General features: G+C 36.3%; 17 protein-coding genes. 4 read left to right on the top strand and 13 right to left on the bottom strand.

Annotated features, from left to right (window positions below):
• Positions 1 to 52 precede the first annotated feature (52 nt).
• The 8 genes from HHU08_RS07095 to HHU08_RS07060 form a co-directional block, all read right to left on the bottom strand.
• Entirely contained in the window at positions 53 to 1,210 is a 1,158-nt protein-coding gene (locus HHU08_RS07095; protein ID WP_016204625.1) for an acetylornithine transaminase, read from the bottom strand.
• The gene (gene argB / locus HHU08_RS07090; RefSeq protein ID WP_169188117.1) at positions 1,207 to 1,980 is read right to left on the bottom strand and encodes an acetylglutamate kinase; all 774 of its coding nucleotides are present in this window, start codon (positions 1,978 to 1,980) and stop codon (positions 1,207 to 1,209) included. Before argB ends, HHU08_RS07095 begins: the two co-directional genes overlap by 4 nt.
• An 11-nt stretch (positions 1,981 to 1,991) precedes the next feature.
• Positions 1,992 to 3,236, bottom strand: a complete 1,245-nt coding sequence (argJ, locus tag HHU08_RS07085) for a bifunctional ornithine acetyltransferase/N-acetylglutamate synthase (protein ID WP_224427411.1) — start codon at positions 3,234 to 3,236, stop codon at positions 1,992 to 1,994.
• Between the two features lie 12 nt (positions 3,237 to 3,248).
• Complete coding sequence (gene argC / locus HHU08_RS07080; protein ID WP_169188116.1) at positions 3,249 to 4,283, bottom strand: N-acetyl-gamma-glutamyl-phosphate reductase; 1,035 nt, start codon at positions 4,281 to 4,283, stop codon at positions 3,249 to 3,251.
• A gap of 650 nt (positions 4,284 to 4,933) precedes the next feature.
• On the bottom strand, positions 4,934 to 5,650 hold the full coding sequence (locus HHU08_RS07075; protein WP_169188115.1) for a LutC/YkgG family protein: 717 nt from the start codon (positions 5,648 to 5,650) through the stop codon (positions 4,934 to 4,936).
• Positions 5,647 to 7,077, bottom strand: a complete 1,431-nt coding sequence (locus HHU08_RS07070; protein ID WP_169188114.1) for a LutB/LldF family L-lactate oxidation iron-sulfur protein — start codon at positions 7,075 to 7,077, stop codon at positions 5,647 to 5,649. Before HHU08_RS07070 ends, HHU08_RS07075 begins: the two co-directional genes overlap by 4 nt.
• A gap of 17 nt (positions 7,078 to 7,094) precedes the next feature.
• Positions 7,095 to 7,814 (bottom strand): (Fe-S)-binding protein, encoded by a 720-nt coding sequence (locus tag HHU08_RS07065; RefSeq protein WP_016204618.1) that lies wholly within the window; start codon positions 7,812 to 7,814, stop codon positions 7,095 to 7,097.
• 225 nt (positions 7,815 to 8,039) lie between these two features.
• Entirely contained in the window at positions 8,040 to 8,768 is a 729-nt protein-coding gene (locus tag HHU08_RS07060; protein WP_169188113.1) for a FadR/GntR family transcriptional regulator, read from the bottom strand.
• 257 nt (positions 8,769 to 9,025) lie between these two features.
• Here HHU08_RS07060 and HHU08_RS07055 point away from each other — a divergent pair, with 257 nt between their 5' ends.
• Positions 9,026 to 10,714: an L-lactate permease gene (locus HHU08_RS07055; protein ID WP_169188112.1), complete on the top strand. Its 1,689-nt coding sequence runs from the start codon at positions 9,026 to 9,028 to the stop codon at positions 10,712 to 10,714.
• 68 nt (positions 10,715 to 10,782) lie between these two features.
• Here the strand turns inward: HHU08_RS07055 and HHU08_RS07050 are convergent, their stop codons facing one another.
• The 4 genes from HHU08_RS07050 to HHU08_RS07035 form a co-directional block, all read right to left on the bottom strand.
• Positions 10,783 to 12,039, bottom strand: a complete 1,257-nt coding sequence (locus tag HHU08_RS07050) for a molybdopterin molybdotransferase MoeA (RefSeq protein WP_169188111.1) — start codon at positions 12,037 to 12,039, stop codon at positions 10,783 to 10,785.
• A 99-nt stretch (positions 12,040 to 12,138) separates the two neighbouring features.
• Positions 12,139 to 13,152, bottom strand: coding sequence for a GTP 3',8-cyclase MoaA (moaA, locus tag HHU08_RS07045; protein WP_224427412.1), 1,014 nt, complete (start codon positions 13,150 to 13,152; stop codon positions 12,139 to 12,141).
• A 199-nt stretch (positions 13,153 to 13,351) separates the two neighbouring features.
• Positions 13,352 to 13,660, bottom strand: coding sequence for a metal-sulfur cluster assembly factor (locus HHU08_RS07040; RefSeq protein WP_101730336.1), 309 nt, complete (start codon positions 13,658 to 13,660; stop codon positions 13,352 to 13,354).
• Between the two features lie 118 nt (positions 13,661 to 13,778).
• Positions 13,779 to 14,567, bottom strand: coding sequence for an alpha/beta fold hydrolase (locus HHU08_RS07035; protein WP_016204612.1), 789 nt, complete (start codon positions 14,565 to 14,567; stop codon positions 13,779 to 13,781).
• 254 nt (positions 14,568 to 14,821) lie between these two features.
• Between HHU08_RS07035 and HHU08_RS07030 the strand changes: the two genes are divergently transcribed.
• From HHU08_RS07030 to HHU08_RS07020, 3 genes are all read left to right on the top strand, one after another.
• Complete coding sequence (locus tag HHU08_RS07030) at positions 14,822 to 15,640, top strand: Cof-type HAD-IIB family hydrolase (RefSeq protein ID WP_169188109.1); 819 nt, start codon at positions 14,822 to 14,824, stop codon at positions 15,638 to 15,640.
• 138 nt (positions 15,641 to 15,778) lie between these two features.
• Positions 15,779 to 15,931 (top strand): hypothetical protein, encoded by a 153-nt coding sequence (locus HHU08_RS07025; protein ID WP_016204611.1) that lies wholly within the window; start codon positions 15,779 to 15,781, stop codon positions 15,929 to 15,931.
• A complete protein-coding gene (locus HHU08_RS07020; protein ID WP_016204610.1) occupies positions 15,932 to 16,123 on the top strand; it encodes a DUF3813 domain-containing protein in 192 nt (63 codons plus the stop codon). It begins immediately after the preceding gene.
• Between the two features lie 133 nt (positions 16,124 to 16,256).
• Here the strand turns inward: HHU08_RS07020 and HHU08_RS07015 are convergent, their stop codons facing one another.
• Positions 16,257 to 16,613 carry a hypothetical protein gene (locus HHU08_RS07015; protein WP_016204609.1) on the bottom strand — a complete coding sequence of 119 codons (357 nt, stop codon included), beginning with the start codon at positions 16,611 to 16,613 and terminating at the stop codon, positions 16,257 to 16,259.
• Position 16,614 lies beyond the last annotated feature (1 nt).

Here is a 16,614-nt window from a genome sequence, read left to right as displayed (position 1 = left end):
TAGTTACTCTTTATTTCTTATAATTATACACAAACATGCAAAAAAATACATATCAGATCGTTAATTTTGCATGAATATTTAAATTTTTCTCTAAAATGGCTATTGCTCTTTCTATATCTTCCTTTGGGGTATTAAGACTTGGTAATAGTCGTATAACCTTTTCTCCAGCATTTAAAACGATTAATCCTTCTTTTCTCAATTCTTCTAAAATGGAAACTACAGGCATATCTAATTCAATTCCGATCATTAGTCCTAATCCTCGAATATCCTTTACTAGTTGATTTCCAGACAGTTTTTGCTTTAGAAGACTAAAAATCCATTCGCTTTTCGTTTGTACCTCTTCTAAGAAAGTGGGTTGAAAGATTATTTCCATTGTTTTAGTAGCTGCTGCCATGGCTATTGGATTTCCTCCAAATGTTGTTCCATGACTGCCGGGACCAAAAAATTCCTTTAATCTCCCGTCTGCAACGATAGCACCTGTTGGGATTCCGTTTGCCATTCCTTTTGCCACACTGATAATATCTGGTTTAATTCCAAAGTGCTGAAAGGCAAATGCTTTTCCTGTTCTACCAATTCCCGTTTGAATTTCATCAATTAACAATAAAGCACCCTTTTCTTTACAAAGCACTTCTACTCCTTGAAGAAACTCTTTTGAAGCAACATATATACCGCCTTCTCCTTGAACTACCTCGAGCATTACCGCAGCTACCTCTTCTGTTAATTGTTGTTCTAATGCTTGTAAATCATTAAATGGAACATACTCAAATTTATCCAGCATCGGACCGTACCCTTGCTTAATTTTATCCTGACCTGTTGCTGACATTGTCGCAAATGTTCTACCATGAAAGGATTGGTGGAATGTAAGGATTTTCGTTTTTCCTGTTGCCTTGCGCGCAAGCTTAATTGCTGCCTCGTTTGCCTCAGCACCACTATTTGCAAAGAAAACAAGATCTAATCCAGATGCATTTGTCAATATTTCCGCTGTCTTTTCTTGCAGATCTATTGGAAAAAGATTCGAAATGTGCCAAAATTTATTTAATTGTTGTTCAACAGACTCTTTTACTTCTGGGTGACAATGACCTAAATTACATACTCCTATTCCTGAAGTAAAATCTAAATACACACCACCATCTTTACAGTATAAGTAGCTGCCTTTTGCTGATTCTGGCTCCAGCTCCCATTTTGAATAGGTGGGGAATAAATGACTCATTCTACAATCCCTTCTTTCACAACGATTCTTGTTCCAAGTAATTCTTGACCATCAAAAAACTGTTTTTTCCCTGATACAATCATTACACTATTTAGTCCACTTTCTAGTGCAGCTATGGCAGAGGTAACCTTTGGGATCATTCCCCCACTGATCTGCCCGACTTCGATAAAATGATTAATTTCCTCTTGCTCCATTACTGATTGAAACTCGCCATTTATTAAAATCCCTGCTACATCTGTTACAAAGAGGCATTGTTCTGCGTGTAAATACTTAGCAACTGCTGAGGCTACATAATCTGCATTTATATTTAATTTTCTACCGTCCTCTGTAATTCCTAATGGAGTTATTACTGGGATTAAATTTTTCTCTAATAAAGAAGAAATTAACCTTATATTAACTTCAGAAACCGCACCTACCAGTCCAAGCTTTTCTTCATCAATCAGAGAAGCACTAATACAATTATCATCTGTCCCATTAAGTCCAATCCCGCTTAAGTCATGCTCCCTTAATAACTGAACAAGCTTACGATTGGTTTTGCCTGAAAGGACCATTTCAACTATTTCCAACGCCTCTTTCGTCGTTTTACGAAGTCCATTATGAAAGGTCGCTTTCACTTGAAAATGATCAAGCATTTCATTAATGTCAGGACCACCTCCATGTATGAAAACAAGTTGATAGCCATTATTCTTTAACATTTTCAAACTAGTAAAAAATTCTGGTGTAAGCTGATCAATTACACTGCCACCACATTTTATAACAATGGTTTTCATCCATTATCACCTCAAGTTCTGTAGCTTGCGTTTATCTTTACATAGTCATAAGATAAATCGCAGCCCCACGCTTTTCCTTCTCCTTTTCCATTATGCAAATCAACAAAAATCTGAATAAAATCCTGATTTAAATAATTGATTGCAACTTGTTCTGAAAAGGATTGTGGTTCACTTTCCTTAAGCATCACGATATTTCCAATTGCAATATCAACACTAGCAGGGTTAACTGCTGTATTTGTTTGACCAATAGCTGTAATAATTCTTCCCCAGTTTGCATCTGATCCATAAATTGCTGTTTTCACTAAATTGGAACCAACAATTTGCTTGGCAATAGCACGTGCTTCCTCATCATCTTTACTACCTGAAACTTTTACTTCTATTAGCTTTGTAGCTCCTTCTCCATCTTTTGCAATTTGCTTGGCAAGACTCTCACAAGTAGCAGAAAGTAACTCTAAAAAGATCGGATAATCAGGATGCTCTTCTGTAAGAGCTTCGTTTTTCGCCATTCCATTTGCCATGACTAACACTGTATCATTTGTAGAAGTATCTCCATCTACTGTAATTTGATTAAAGGTAGTAGGAATAACTTTACTTAAAGAGTCTTGAAGAATTTCCGACGAGATATTTACATCTGTCGTTATAAATCCAAGCATCGTTGCCATATTAGGATGAATCATTCCAGAACCTTTTGCCGTTCCTCCCATCGTTACGGTTACTCCAGCAATACTAGCGGAATAGCAGCATTTTTTCATAACTGTGTCAGTAGTCAAAATTGCCTCTTGAAATGCTTCAGCATGTTCCAGGGTAGAATCAAAGATAAATTGGTTAATTCCTTTTTCGATTTTATCCATTTGCAGGTATTCGCCAATGACACCAGTTGAAGATACAGCAACATATTCTTCCTTTATGTGAAGATGGTTTGCCATTATCTTTCTCATTTGATATGCATCATTTAAGCCTTGTTCTCCTGTACATGCATTTGCACAGGCACTGTTTACTACCACTGCCTGAATTTGTTTTTCCTTTGCTATCGATTCTTGCGTTACTTTTAACGGTGCAGCTTGAAAGTGACTTGTCGTATACACAGCGGCGCAATTTGCGGGAACTTCACTCACAATTGCACCAATATCTTTCTTGTTATATCGAAGTCCGGCATGTACTCCTGCAGCTCGAAAGCCAATTGGAGTAACGATACTTCCTTGTTTGATTTCTTCAATATGAGATGAATGCTGATGAATATTGTTAATAACCTGCACGTAGGCTCCTCCTTAAGGGTAAAGCGGAAGAAACTGTAATCCCATCGTTTCTTCATAGCCGTTCATGATATTTGCGTTTTGAATGGCCTGACCCGCAGCCCCTTTCACTAAATTATCAATAACAGATACGATCGTTAATCTTCCTGTACGTTCATCCACATTTATTCCGATATCACAAAAATTAGAGCCAGTTACTTCTTTTATCGAAGGATAGGTATGAAGTGGTCGAACGCGTACAAAAGGACTGTTCTTATACATTTCCATATATAAATCATGAATATGTTCACTTGTTATACTTTTATTTAATGTAGCGTATATAGTTGCCATTATCCCTCTGCTTGTCGGCAATAGATGAGTCGAAAAAGTAATAGCCTTCATCTCAGCATTCCAATCAACTAATTGTTGCTCTATTTCTGGAATATGCTGATGTTCATTCACTTTATAAATTTTAAAATTTCCACTCATCTCAGCGAACATATTAGCCCTTGAGGGACTCCTTCCCGCTCCAGAAATGCCAGATTTAGCATCAATAATAATACTATTTGGTATAATCAGATTTTCTTTCACTACTGGTGCTAATCCTAAGAGCGTTGCAGTGGGGTAACACCCTGGGTTTGAAATTTTCTTGCTAGAAGCTATGTTTTCCTTATTCCATTCGGAAAGCCCATAGGCAAAGCTCTTAACAACCTCAGCCGATACAGGTTCTTTTTTATACCATTTTTGATAATCTTCTGTATTCCTTAAGCGCAAATCCCCAGATAAATCGACCAGTTGTATCTCTTTATCTATGAATTCTTGCACCAACTTTCCGGAAACACCTGTTGGAGTAGCAAAAAAGACAATATCGCATTCCTTTGCTATTTTTTCTGGATTTATTTGTTCAAGTTTATTTTCTATAATATTAATCAGGTGCGGATATTCATTCCATACTGGGACTTCTTCTCTTGTTGTATGTACAGACTTGATTGTAAACAATGGATGACTATGCAAAATTCTAATTAATTCCACTCCTCCATAGCCAGTTGTACCAATAATAGCTGCCTTCATAACTTCCTCCTTTCGATAAAATTAATGTATATTTAATCATTTTTATTTATATTTATTAATCTAAGATTCTCTTATTATAAAAACTACTGGATATAAAATCAACACTTTTTCATAAAAGTAGTAGTTTTCTTATTATTCAGATAATTAATTAGATATAGTGATGTTAAAAAAAATCCTAGTTGAGTTAAAAATTAAGGTATAACGTTCAAAGCCGATACAAATTAGAGCAAAGATTATAATCGAAAATAGCATAACTAATCCAAGTTTGAAAGATTGTTTGTTTTAATAAAAAAATTCTATTGAAAAAACTAAACAACAAACTTGAGGAAAACAAACCAATTAAAATTAATCTAGCACTATCTCCATAAAATGAAACTTCCATCAGTGGGGGTTCCTTCCTCCCCACTGATGGTTAGTTGAACCAATCGGACCTTTACGGACAGTTAATCTCCCACCTAGATTCCTCGTATTCTCCTAAGCTTGAGAGAGGAGGCTTAAGCTTAGCCCCACGGAAAGCCAAGTGTATTCCGGCTGCGGGTAATCGCAACATACTTTACGAAAACAGCCATAAAGAAAAAGAATTTCATTTAACAACATCATCATATGAGGCATTTATCTAGTGGTGTCAGAAATTTCCACATAAAGCTTATCTATAAATCTTCCACTACTAGATAGGCAGCTTTCACTGGACCATGGACACCGACGACTAGATCCATTTCAATATCCGCAGAGTTGCTTGGTCCTGTAATATAGTTAATGCATGACGGGAGTACTTCTCCCTTTTGAACTTTTTCTCGTAAGATTTTTGCTGCTTGAGTCATTCTTGGCACAATCGTACTTTTTGGGACAATTACGATACTATGAATAGGTAAAAAACTGACTGTTCTCCCTCGATCCTTTCCACTATAAAAAACAACAGTGCCTGATTCCGCTAACGTAATTTCGCTTATGGTAATGCCTATATTTGCTTGTTCTGCTTTTACAATATTTTCTTTTCCTAAAGAAGCGTCCCATTCAAAAACATCGATATTTTCTTCAAGCAGTTTCTCTTTAAATAAAGCGTGGAGTCCATACTGCTCATACCGCGCATCCTTCCAAGTAACAATCTTTCCTCCACCATATTCTTTTATTAAATTATACAGTGTGTGTGTTAGTTCCTTTTGGGAAGTAATAACTAAGTCTGTATGAATAAGCGTACATTGCGATTTTAAGACCTCAACTAACTCATCCTTTGTTGCCTCCTTCAGCACTTCTTCTTGTGGATGATAATTCCATTGCGGCTGTTCTAGCTTGGTTTTCCTTTGTCTACCTAATCTCGATGCAATTGTTTCGAGAAAAGCGTCTCTGTTCTGGATAGTCCCTGTCATTCTTTCCCCTCCTCCTTGTCTCGATTCTTGAACCAATCGCGAAATCTCTCTTTATTTGGTGCTGGAAGATCACGGATATCTGTCCATTCTTTTAACATTCCGACACCCTTCGTAATTTTATCTCCTTTTACTAATGGTTTCGTCACGGCTGGGGCGATTTTAGAACCAATATTGTATAGCTTGGGTGAAGAAGCACCGATACCAAAAGCTTTAAATATCATCTTTTCAGAAATTGGCGCTTTTCCTTCCTTTTCCACAATTACTTGTCTATGCTTATGCAGCAGTTCATGAAGCGGAATTTTTACCGGACACGCATCTGTGCAAGCCGCACAAAGAGTGGACGCATATGGGAGCTCTTTATATTCTTCATACCCACCTAACAATGGTGAGAGAACAGCTCCAATTGGTCCTGAGTAAATAGAACCGTATGAATGTCCTCCAACATGTCTATATACAGGACAAACATTTACACAAGCTGCGCAGCGGATACATTGTAGTACGGATTGAAATTCTCCACCTAGAATATCTGAACGACCGTTATCCACAATAACTAAATGAAAATCTTCTGGTCCATCTACATCCTCAGCCTCTTTAGGACCAGTTAACGTTGTCACATAACTAGTTAATTTTTGGCCTACGGCACTTCTTGTTAACATGCCAACCAATACTTCCATTTCGGAAAAAGTAGGGACAATGCGTTCCATCCCCATCACAACTATTTGTGTTTTGGGAAGTGCTGCAACTAAATCAGCATTTCCTTCATTTGTTACAAGTGTAATCGATCCTGTTTCTGCAACAGCGAAATTGCATCCTGTAATGCCCATATCCGCAGTTAGATATTCATTTCGAAGTACTTGTCTTGCATGCCATGCTAATTCTTCTGGCTTTTCTGTATTGGTATAGTTTAATTTTTTTGAAAAAACATCACGGATTTGTTCTTTATTTTTATGCAAAGCTGGAACAACTATATGGGATGGAGGATCATGATCATCTACCTGCAAAATATATTCTCCTAAATCCGTTTCAATTACCTCACACCCAGCTTCCTCTAACTTTTTGTTTAAGGAAATTTCTTCTGTTACCATCGACTTTGCTTTTACCACTTTTTTCACTTTTTTTTCTAACGCTACTTGCTCAATATAATGACTTGCCTCTTCTGCTGTTTTGGCGAAAAAAACATTCCCACCACGCTTTGCCACTTGTTCACTCAGTTCGAATAAATAGTAATCAAGATTTTCTAAAACATGCTGGCGGATTTCTTCTCCATGGGACCGCCATTCCTCCCAATTTCCCATCGCCTCGGTCACATTATTTTTTCTTGCTTGAATTGTTTGCTGCGCTTTTGATACAGCACCACGCATAAATACGTTTTCTAGTTCTGTTGACACTCTATCCTTAAATTTTTGAGAACTTGTTTTCATCGACATAGCTTTTCATCCCCCTGTTATGCTCGACTATTTAATACTTCTGCTATATGTAAAGCCTTAATTGATTTGCCCTTTCGACCCATTCTTCCCCCGATATTCATTAAGCAGCCTGCATCTGCACTAACTACATATTCAGCATTTGTGGATTCTACACATGCAACTTTTTCATCTACCATCTGCTCGGAAATTTGCCCCATTTTCACAGAAAAAGTCCCCCCAAAGCCGCAACAATTCTCCTTTAATGGTAATTCGGTATATTCTACCCCTTTCACGTTTTTTAATAGCTTAATAGGAGCGTCTTTCACTCCTAGTAATCTCGTCATATGACAAGATGTATGGTAGGTAACTTTCCCATGGAACGTTGCTCCTACATCTTCAACTTTTAAGACATCTACAATAAACTGTGTTAATTCGAACGTTTTAGAGGCAAGTTCTTTTGCAATTGGCTCCCATACCGGATCCCCTTTAAAAATATGCTGGTATTCATGAAACATATAGGCACAGGAACCAGAAGGACAAACAATATATTCAGCATCTTTAAAGGATTTCATCATTGTTTTCATTACTTCCTTCGTTTCCGTTACATAGCCACTATTATAGGATGGCTGTCCGCAGCAGATTTGTGTCGTTGGAAAATCGATTTCGCATCCTAATCTTTCTAATAATTCTACCGTTGCTCTTCCCACATCACTTTGAAACATATCAACAAGACAGGTAGCAAATAATGTCACTTTCATTCTGAAAATCCCCCTCTAAGATTAAACTGTACATCCTAATAATCATCAGATGATATGAACAGGTCATCTGATGACCTTATTATTAAAAGCACCCTACATACATTTATAGAGTGTTTTTTACTATTATTGGAAAAATAATAATTAAAGCGTTTTCATTAATATAGAGTTAATTTTTCAATTTGCAAGAAGAAAAAATTTTAAAACATTTACATTTAAAACTGAATGTTAAGCTTTATGCTCTTTCTCAGCAAAATATTCTTTAAGCACCGCTTCAACCTTTTGTAGATGATAAAGCATTGCCTCGCTTGCTTCAGCCTCATTATTCTCCACAATAGCCTCATAAATGGTTAGATGCTCCTCATACAGGCGTTCTGTCGTTGTTTTTTTAGAAAATAACCATAACCGCCTCGTTTCTTTCATTGCTTCTTGCATGATATCAGAAACGTTAAGTAATAAGTTTACAAGCAAAGGATTTTGTGAAGCTGCTGCAACTGCTAAATGAAAGTTCAAATCCGATTTTTCTCCTAATTCTTCTATTCCATTTGCCTGTTTCATTTCTTCTAACGCTTGTTTCATTTTTTCTAAATCTTCGGTTGTGCGGTTTTTTGCTGCAGCAGCAGCTGCGCCTACCTCCATAATTCTTCTTACTTCAAGGAGATGATTTAGGTCTTCTTTCTCCATCAAAATCGCAGAAGGAAAAGAAAACATAATTTGATCAGCTTCAAACTCTTTTACATAGGTCCCTTCTCCTTGCCTCATTTCAATCAAACCTTTTGCTTTCAAAGAAGAAAGCGCTTCCCTTACAGCAGAACGACTTACGTGGAAATTTTCTGCAAGCTGCTGTACAGATGCCAATTTTTCACCAGGTCTTAAACCTCCTGAGCGAATTCCTTCATGCAAGGCTTCTGCTATTTCTTCATAAATTTTTTTGGGTCGAATCTGCTTAAATTCCATTATTCTACCTCCAAAGCGTCCATCCCTTTTATTGTTATTATACTGCTAAAAGTCGCAATGTACATAAAAAAAGTCATAAAATTGTCAATTTTATGTTGTTTTTTGGAAAACATCATTTTATAATAGGTTCATCAAGTCATCAGATGACCTAATTTTTGGAAGATTGAAATGATAGCGGTTTCTTCATCTGATCATTGTCTAATAATCAATAATTCAACATGAAATGGAAAAAGAAATATAATAAGGGAGATGAATTTATGACGTTTACTCAAAATTTTACCGCTGTTGGCGACAATTTGGCATTATCTGCTATAGTAGCAGTAATTCCAATTTTGTACTTTTTTTGGGCGCTTGCCATTAAACGGATGAGAGGACATGTAGCCGGAATTACTACCTTGCTGCTCGCTTTACTTCTTTCTGTAATCGCTTTCAATATGCCTGTTGGAATGAGTATGATGTCTGCTAGCCAAGGCATCGTTTATGGACTATTACCTATTGGCTGGATTATCGTTACATCCGTGCTTTTGTATAAATTAACCGTTAAAAGCGGACAATTTACCATTATACGCAATTTTATTTTGTCCATTACAGAAGATCGCAGACTTCAAGCATTACTTGTAGCTTTCTCATTTGGAGCATTTTTAGAAGGAGCTGCTGGCTTCGGGGCACCTGTTGCTATTTCTGCTGCCCTTTTAGTCGGGTTAGGTTTTAATCCATTATATGCTGCCGGTATCTGTTTATTGGCTAATACGGCACCTGTTGCATTTGGGGCAATCGGTATCCCAATCACCGCTGTAGAGGGGCCTACTGGCATTCCGGCGTTAGAAATTTCTAAAATGGTTGGGCGTCAACTGCCATTTATTTCAGTTTTTATTCCATTTTATCTAGTTATTATTATGGCTGGCTTTAAACGAGTATGGGAAGTGCTTCCTGCTATTTTAGTATCAGGTATTTCCTTTGCATTCACACAATATTTATCATCTAATTTCCTAGGACCTGAATTGCCTGATATTTTATCTGCCTTAGTTTCTTTATTTGCATTAGTTATTTTCTTAAAATTCTGGAAACCGAAAAAGATTTTTCTCTTTAAAGGGGACGCGGAAACTGCAGCAGCATCAGCAGAACAAGAGAAAACTCCAGAATCTACATACACAGCTGGTGAAATCTTTCATGCTTGGTCTCCTTTTTTAGTATTAACTGCCTTCATCTCCCTTTGGGGAATTCCTACTGTGAAGTTAGCATTATCAGGTTATTATGAAGGAACAAACATTATTTTGAAGGGTCTTAATAAATTAGGAGAACTTTTGACCTTTATGCCTGAAGTACCACTACTTCACAATAAAATTATTAATGGTGCTAGTGAAGAAGTTGCAGCCATTTATAAAATAGAAATGTTAGGTGCTGCTGGAACTGCAATATTATTTGCTTGTATTGTTACAAAATATATTGCCCGACTTTCCTGGAGAGAAGTGTATGAGACATCAAAGGAAACACTTCAAGAGTTAAAATTTCCAATCTTAACAATTTCGTCTGTAGTTGGTTTTGCCTATGTAACAAATGCATCTGGTATGTCCACAACGCTTGGAATGACATTAGCTAAAACGGGAGCATTATTTCCATTCTTCTCTCCAGTCCTTGGATGGCTTGGCGTATTTATTACTGGTTCTGATACATCGGCCAATTTACTATTTGGAAATCTACAAAAAATCACTGCTATATCTGTTGGCATGGACCCTGTGCTTGCTATTTCAGCTAATTCAAGTGGAGGAGTTACAGGGAAAATGATTTCTCCACAATCTATCGCTGTCGCATGTGCTGCGGTTGGTTTGGCTGGCAAAGAATCTGAACTACTTCGCTTCACCTTAAAACATAGTATATTCCTTTTGCTACTTGTATGTATTATTACCTTCCTGCAAAACAATGTGTTATCCTGGATGATTCCTTAAAATTCATCGACAAAAAAGTAGAGAAATCCTTGTAAGATTGCTCTACTTTTTTCTTCTTCCTACAATAATCATTGATTTTCTGTCTCTTCCAGCAAAATCACTTTTACTATATCACCACATTTATAGCCTGAATCTCCTCCAGGCAATATTGTTAAGCCATTTGCAAAGGCTAAGCTGCTCACAATATTCGATTTATCTACGCCACTTGTGCCTGTTTCTAGCTTTCCATCTACAATGGAGACTCTACTTCTAATAAGACGTGTAAATGGATTTGCCATTGGAAAATCTTCTTGCAACACCGCATCAACTATAGGCAAATGAGGCTTCTGGGAAAACAGAAAGCTTTTTATGATTGGGTTTGTAAACAATTCAAATCCCACATAACACGCAGAAGGATTTCCTGAGAGTCCAAATAATAATTTGCCATTTAGCTGTGCTACTGTTGTGACGCTCCCAGGTCTCATCGCAATTTTATTAAAAAGAACTTCAGCCCCCAGCTTGCGGTAAATATCTGGCAATAAATCATAATCGCCAACAGAAACCCCACCTGTCGTAATCAGCATATCAACTGAATCTAGTTCATGTCGAATGGCTTCATAGCTTGTTTCCATAATATCTGGCAACTTGCCGAAATAACGAGGAATAGCACCTGCCCGTTCGATTTGCGCCATTATCATATAAGCATTGCTATTTCTGATCTTTCCTTCTTCCAGTTCTTCATCCACTTCCAATAATTCTGTTCCTGTCGCAAATACACCTATAATTGGTTTCTTGGCAACAGGAACTTGTTCTATTCCAAATGTTGCTAAAAGCGCTACTATTCCCGGATTTATTTTTGTTCCTTTTTTTATTAAAACAGTTCCTTCCTTTACATCTTCTCCTTGAAACGATATATTTTCTCCTTTATGTAAAACATGGTCTATTTTTATATAGGTTCGTTGTTCCTTTTTCAGCTCTTCCGTTTTTTCAAACATTACAACAGCATCTGTATCAGTTGGCAGCATGGCTCCTGTCATAATCCTGATTGCTTGATACTTCCCTATTTTTTTATGTGAGACTTGCCCGGCCCCAATTTCATCAATTATTTCTAATTCAGTTGGATGTGTTTTTGATGCAGCAATTGTATCTGCTGAACGTAATGCAAACCCATCATAGCTGGAGCGATCAAATCGTGGAACATTATGTGAAGCTTTAATATCTTCAGCTAAATAACGACCGTTGCTATTAAAGATGGATACACCCTCCTTTGTCCCTTCCCTTTTATATTCCATTACTCTGCTTATTGCATCTTCTATTAGAATAGGAACTCTATCCTCTGCTGTCATTGCCTTTTCCTCCTTATCCAAGAAATAACTAAAAAAGAACTATTCTAATACCATAAAATATTTCTTCCCGTATTTTTCCTTGCATTTATCAGATAGCTCTCAACCACCAATATAAGACATTTCTACTTTTGTGCGAGAAGTGGTTGCTTCTTCTTTACGTTCATCTGAATATCTATCCTGTCTATTCCGCCAAATAGTTCGAATATATTCAAGCAGCTCCGTATCGGTTGCCCCTTGTCTCATAAAATCACGGATATTATGGCCATTTCCGTTAAAAAGGCATGTATATAAATGACCGTTTGCCGATAACCTTGCTCTCGTACAGCTCGAGCAAAAAGATTCAGAAACAGAGGTAATAAAGCCAACTACTACATTGGAATCCTTGTACTTATACTTTTTGGCTACTTCTCCAAAGTAATCAGCCTCTACCGGCTCGAATTCAAATGATTCTTGCAACTGATTATAGATTTCTCTTTTTGTTATAACATCCTTCATTTTCCACCCATTTGTACTGCCAACATCCATATATTCAATAAAACGAAGTTCTAATTCATTTTCTTTACAATAGGTTGCCATCGGGATGATTTCTGAATCATTCATTCCTTTTTTTATTACCATGTTTATTTTAATTCCTAAGCCAGCTTTTTTAGCAGCTTCTATTCCTTTTTTAACAGGAGTAACGCCTACATTACGACCATTCATCTGACCAAACAATTCATCATTTATGCTATCTAAACTAATGTTTACTCGCTTGAGACCAGCCTTCTTTAGGTCGTCGGCATATTTAGGAAGAAAAATTCCGTTTGTTGTTAAGGCAATATCATTTAGACCTTCTAATGGAACAAGTCTTTCAATAAGCAAGGGTAAGTCCTTACGTAACAATGGCTCTCCACCAGTCAACCTAATTTTCTCAACACCTAATTGCACAAATAATTTCGCTATTCTTTCTATCTCTTCATAAGTTAATAATTCACTTGGAGGAAGAAAGGGATAATCTGGACCAAAAATTTCTTTCGGCATGCAATATTGGCACCGTAAATTACAGCGATCAATAACACTAATGCGCAAATCCCTTAGTGGTCGATTTAACTGATCCTTCATATTCGATCTCACTCCTTTTTACTAAACTTTCATAAAGTGAAACTTCCATCAGGGGGGAGTCTTACTGTCCGTTAAGGGTGGGATAAAAGTTTCACTTTGTATTTTTCTATCATATCATTTTTCATAATATACAGTATATTATATACAAAGAAAAAAAGAAGAGGGTTTCCCCTCTTCTTAATAACCATATAAAATTCATCTACCTAGCTTCTTATCGGACACCTAAGGCAATTTTTGCATATCTGGACATTCTATCTTTTGTCCAAGCTGGCGACCAGACAATGTTTACTTCTGTCTCTTTTACTTCTGGAATATCTGTTACAGCTGCCTTTACTTGATCGACAATGACGCCTGCAAGCGGACATCCCATTGCTGTTAAAGTCATTGTTACAACCAATAATCCCTCTTCTTTAAGCTCCAAATCGTAAACTAATCCTAGGTTTACAATATCGACTCCAAGCTCTGGATCGATAACAAGCTCTAGTGCACCCATAATACTGTCTTTTAATTCTTCATTCATTCGAAGGCACCCCTTATTTTTATTTATATTCAAACGTATTTATTTTTTACCGTAAATGAAGCTTTATCTTTATAGTTACACTATAACAAATAATTATGATTAGAAAAAAGGATTTGAATCACGCTTTTATTAATCCCTCTGCTAAATGTTTTTCAAACCATTCCACTGTTTTAAGCATGGCTTTTCGGCTTACTTTATGACCAGTATTTTCTTCGGAAAGGTATACTAGTCGATCTGGTGCTTCCCTGTACAAAGGTTTTATATGTTCATAAAACTGATGGGAGTATTCATAAGGAACCACTTCATCTTTTTTGCCATGCCAGAACATAAGCGGACGATTTTTTAATTTTTCTGGAGCCTTACTTAAATCCAATTCTTCTAACTGCTTAATTAATGCTTCAATTTCGCTATCATTTAGTGGCAGCTCATAGCCCCTCTTCTTCACTTCAGAAATGGTATAATGAGCAAATTTTTCATAATATGGCATCCCCATTAAGCTAACTGCTGTGTTAATCCAAGAATATTTTCTTAATGCACCCAATGTAACGATTCCACCCATACTTGTTCCAACTACACCTATATGTTGATCATCGATAAGCTCTTTCTTACTGAAATAATTTTTTATCTCTTCTATTTCATCAATCGTTTTCATTACGATATTCCAAAAGTGCATGTTTAATTCCATAGCAGATAGTCCTTGTTCTCTTTCTCCATGATATAAACAATCAGGCAGTACAACACGAAAACCTTTCTCTGCTAAGTGATAGGCAAAATGGAGATTGTGCTCCTTTGCACTTGTGAAGCCATGTGTAAATTGAATATATGGTCTTTTTTGATCATAGTAGTCTTTTTTTACAATATGCAATACAGGAATATCTTCTATATGTAATTTTTCAACTAGAATCATTATCCACCCCTCCTTTTTTGGAAAAAATAACTGATTCATGTAAAATAAAAGGGAAACAATAGAAAGGGAATATATCTTCTATTTCTTTGCTTTTTTTTACATAACTTAACACCGTGAAAGTAGAATTAACGAATAAAGTGTAATAATATTTTATATGTATAAGTAAGTGTAACATGAAGTGGCATTTTTTTCGAAAAATACGCCCCTACTAGCTCTGGAATAAAAATTAATATACTGACACTAAAGGAGACACTATGACAGAAAAACACCTAATTGCATTAGACCTTGACGGAACTATATTAAAAGATGATAAAACCATTTCTCCCCTTACCAAAAAAGTTATTCAAAAAGCGATGGATGAGGGTCATGAGGTGATGATTGCAACGGGAAGACCATTCCGCGCAAGCGAAGCGATTTATCACGAATTAAACTTACGTACTCCTATCGTTAACTTTAATGGAGCTTTTATTCATCATCCAAAGGATACTAATTGGGGTTTTTATCATTCTCCACTTGATATAAAAACGGCGCGGGACATCGTAGCTGCCTGCAATGATTATCCTTTTCTCAATATTATCGCAGAAGTAATAGATGATGTTTACTACCATTATCACGATGAAAAATTGATTGATATTTTTTCCTTAGGAAATCCAAAAGTTACGACCGGAAATCTATTGGAATTTTTAGAAGCGTCACCTACTTCTATCCTAATTCATGCCGAAGAAGAACATGTTCCTGCGATCCGTAAGCATCTATCTGATGTTCATGCAGATTTAATTGACCATCGCCGTTGGGCCGATCCATTTCACGTCATTGAAATTGTTAAATCTGGAATCAATAAAGCCATCGGATTACAAAAGGTATCTGATTATTATCAAATTCCACAAAAAAATATTATTGCATTTGGCGATGAAGATAATGATTTCGAAATGATTGAGTATGCTGGCACAGGTGTAGCAATGGGAAATGGAATTAAAGAGTTGAAAACACTTGCCAATGATATTACTTTATCCAATGAAGAGGACGGTCTCGCTATTTATTTAAATGAAGCTTTAAATCTTCGTGTTCTTTAAGATTTGGGTATCATTACCGTCTTTATTACAACTGTTTTCGTCCATACTATAATTGAAGCAGTCATTACTGTTTCATATGATATTTAAAATGCTTCTTTCTGTCTTTCCAATTACACTCAACACTCGGAGGGATCATTAATGGGAAAACGAAACAAATCGAAACGTTTTGTACAACAAGGAGTAGATTCTGTGACAAAGCATTCCGAACGTATCCCTTATCATATGACATATGCTGAAGCTGAGAGCTATAAAATGTCAAATGAAAGACCATCTGATGGAGGATTAGAATAAATGGGAAATAGACTTTTTCAAGAAGCTAGACAAGCAGTCGAAGTAGCTAAAAATGCTAACGGTCAAGATGTAAACGGCTTAGTTGATAAAGCAAAGAATGCAATTAGTTCTGCTTATGCTAATACAACGACAGCCGAACAGCATCAATTAGCCGAATTACAAACAGAGCTGGATCAAATTCAGACACATTAAATTAAGAAGAGCTGTCCATAAAGGAACCCTCCATAAGCTATAAAAAGAGAAATGCTTGGGAGACAGACCTTTATTGGGCAGCTTTTTTGCTTCAACTTAAATTGCAACGCAAAACTCCATTCAAAATCAAGTTTCACGAAAATGTTTCTAATACTACTGAATATGGTTCTTTCCCTTCTTCAGAAAAATATAAAATTACTGTTCCATTCGTCGGCAAATCTTTTTTATTCAAATGAATTTGCAATAAAAATCTGTTATTGTTAATTTGTAATTTTTGCTTTGTTAATAATTCATTATGCCCATCTTCGACAGAATAAAAAATAGTCCCTGCTGTTGTTGCTTTCCCTTTTACAACATAATTTCCGTTTGTACCACTAACAGTTACATCTTGTAGTTTTACTTGCTCTTTCGTCGAGTTTGCTGATGCCGCTATCGATAGGAATGGCATACTAATGAACAAACATAAAATTATTGCAGTAATTTTTTTCAAA

This window comes from Niallia alba (genome assembly GCF_012933555.1).
Lineage (GTDB): Bacteria > Bacillota > Bacilli > Bacillales > Cytobacillaceae > Niallia > Niallia alba.
This window is presented reverse-complemented; position numbering and strand designations above follow the sequence as displayed.

What these genes read in the sequence shown, in the direction of transcription:
- HHU08_RS07095 (WP_016204625.1), bottom strand. Translation starts at nt 1,210, where the DNA reads ATGAGTCATTTATTCCCCACCTATTCAAAATGGGAGCTGGAGCCAGAA.
- argB (WP_169188117.1), bottom strand. Translation starts at nt 1,980, where the DNA reads ATGAAAACCATTGTTATAAAATGTGGTGGCAGTGTAATTGATCAGCTT.
- argC (WP_169188116.1), bottom strand. Translation starts at nt 4,283, where the DNA reads ATGAAGGCAGCTATTATTGGTACAACTGGCTATGGAGGAGTGGAATTA.
- HHU08_RS07075 (WP_169188115.1), bottom strand. Translation starts at nt 5,650, where the DNA reads ATGACAGGGACTATCCAGAACAGAGACGCTTTTCTCGAAACAATTGCA.
- HHU08_RS07070 (WP_169188114.1), bottom strand. Translation starts at nt 7,077, where the DNA reads ATGTCGATGAAAACAAGTTCTCAAAAATTTAAGGATAGAGTGTCAACA.
- HHU08_RS07065 (WP_016204618.1), bottom strand. Translation starts at nt 7,814, where the DNA reads ATGAAAGTGACATTATTTGCTACCTGTCTTGTTGATATGTTTCAAAGT.
- HHU08_RS07060 (WP_169188113.1), bottom strand. Translation starts at nt 8,768, where the DNA reads ATGGAATTTAAGCAGATTCGACCCAAAAAAATTTATGAAGAAATAGCA.
- HHU08_RS07055 (WP_169188112.1), top strand. Translation starts at nt 9,026, where the DNA reads ATGACGTTTACTCAAAATTTTACCGCTGTTGGCGACAATTTGGCATTA.
- HHU08_RS07050 (WP_169188111.1), bottom strand. Translation starts at nt 12,039, where the DNA reads ATGACAGCAGAGGATAGAGTTCCTATTCTAATAGAAGATGCAATAAGC.
- HHU08_RS07040 (WP_101730336.1), bottom strand. Translation starts at nt 13,660, where the DNA reads ATGAATGAAGAATTAAAAGACAGTATTATGGGTGCACTAGAGCTTGTT.
- HHU08_RS07035 (WP_016204612.1), bottom strand. Translation starts at nt 14,567, where the DNA reads ATGATTCTAGTTGAAAAATTACATATAGAAGATATTCCTGTATTGCAT.
- HHU08_RS07030 (WP_169188109.1), top strand. Translation starts at nt 14,822, where the DNA reads ATGACAGAAAAACACCTAATTGCATTAGACCTTGACGGAACTATATTA.
- HHU08_RS07025 (WP_016204611.1), top strand. Translation starts at nt 15,779, where the DNA reads ATGGGAAAACGAAACAAATCGAAACGTTTTGTACAACAAGGAGTAGAT.
- HHU08_RS07020 (WP_016204610.1), top strand. Translation starts at nt 15,932, where the DNA reads ATGGGAAATAGACTTTTTCAAGAAGCTAGACAAGCAGTCGAAGTAGCT.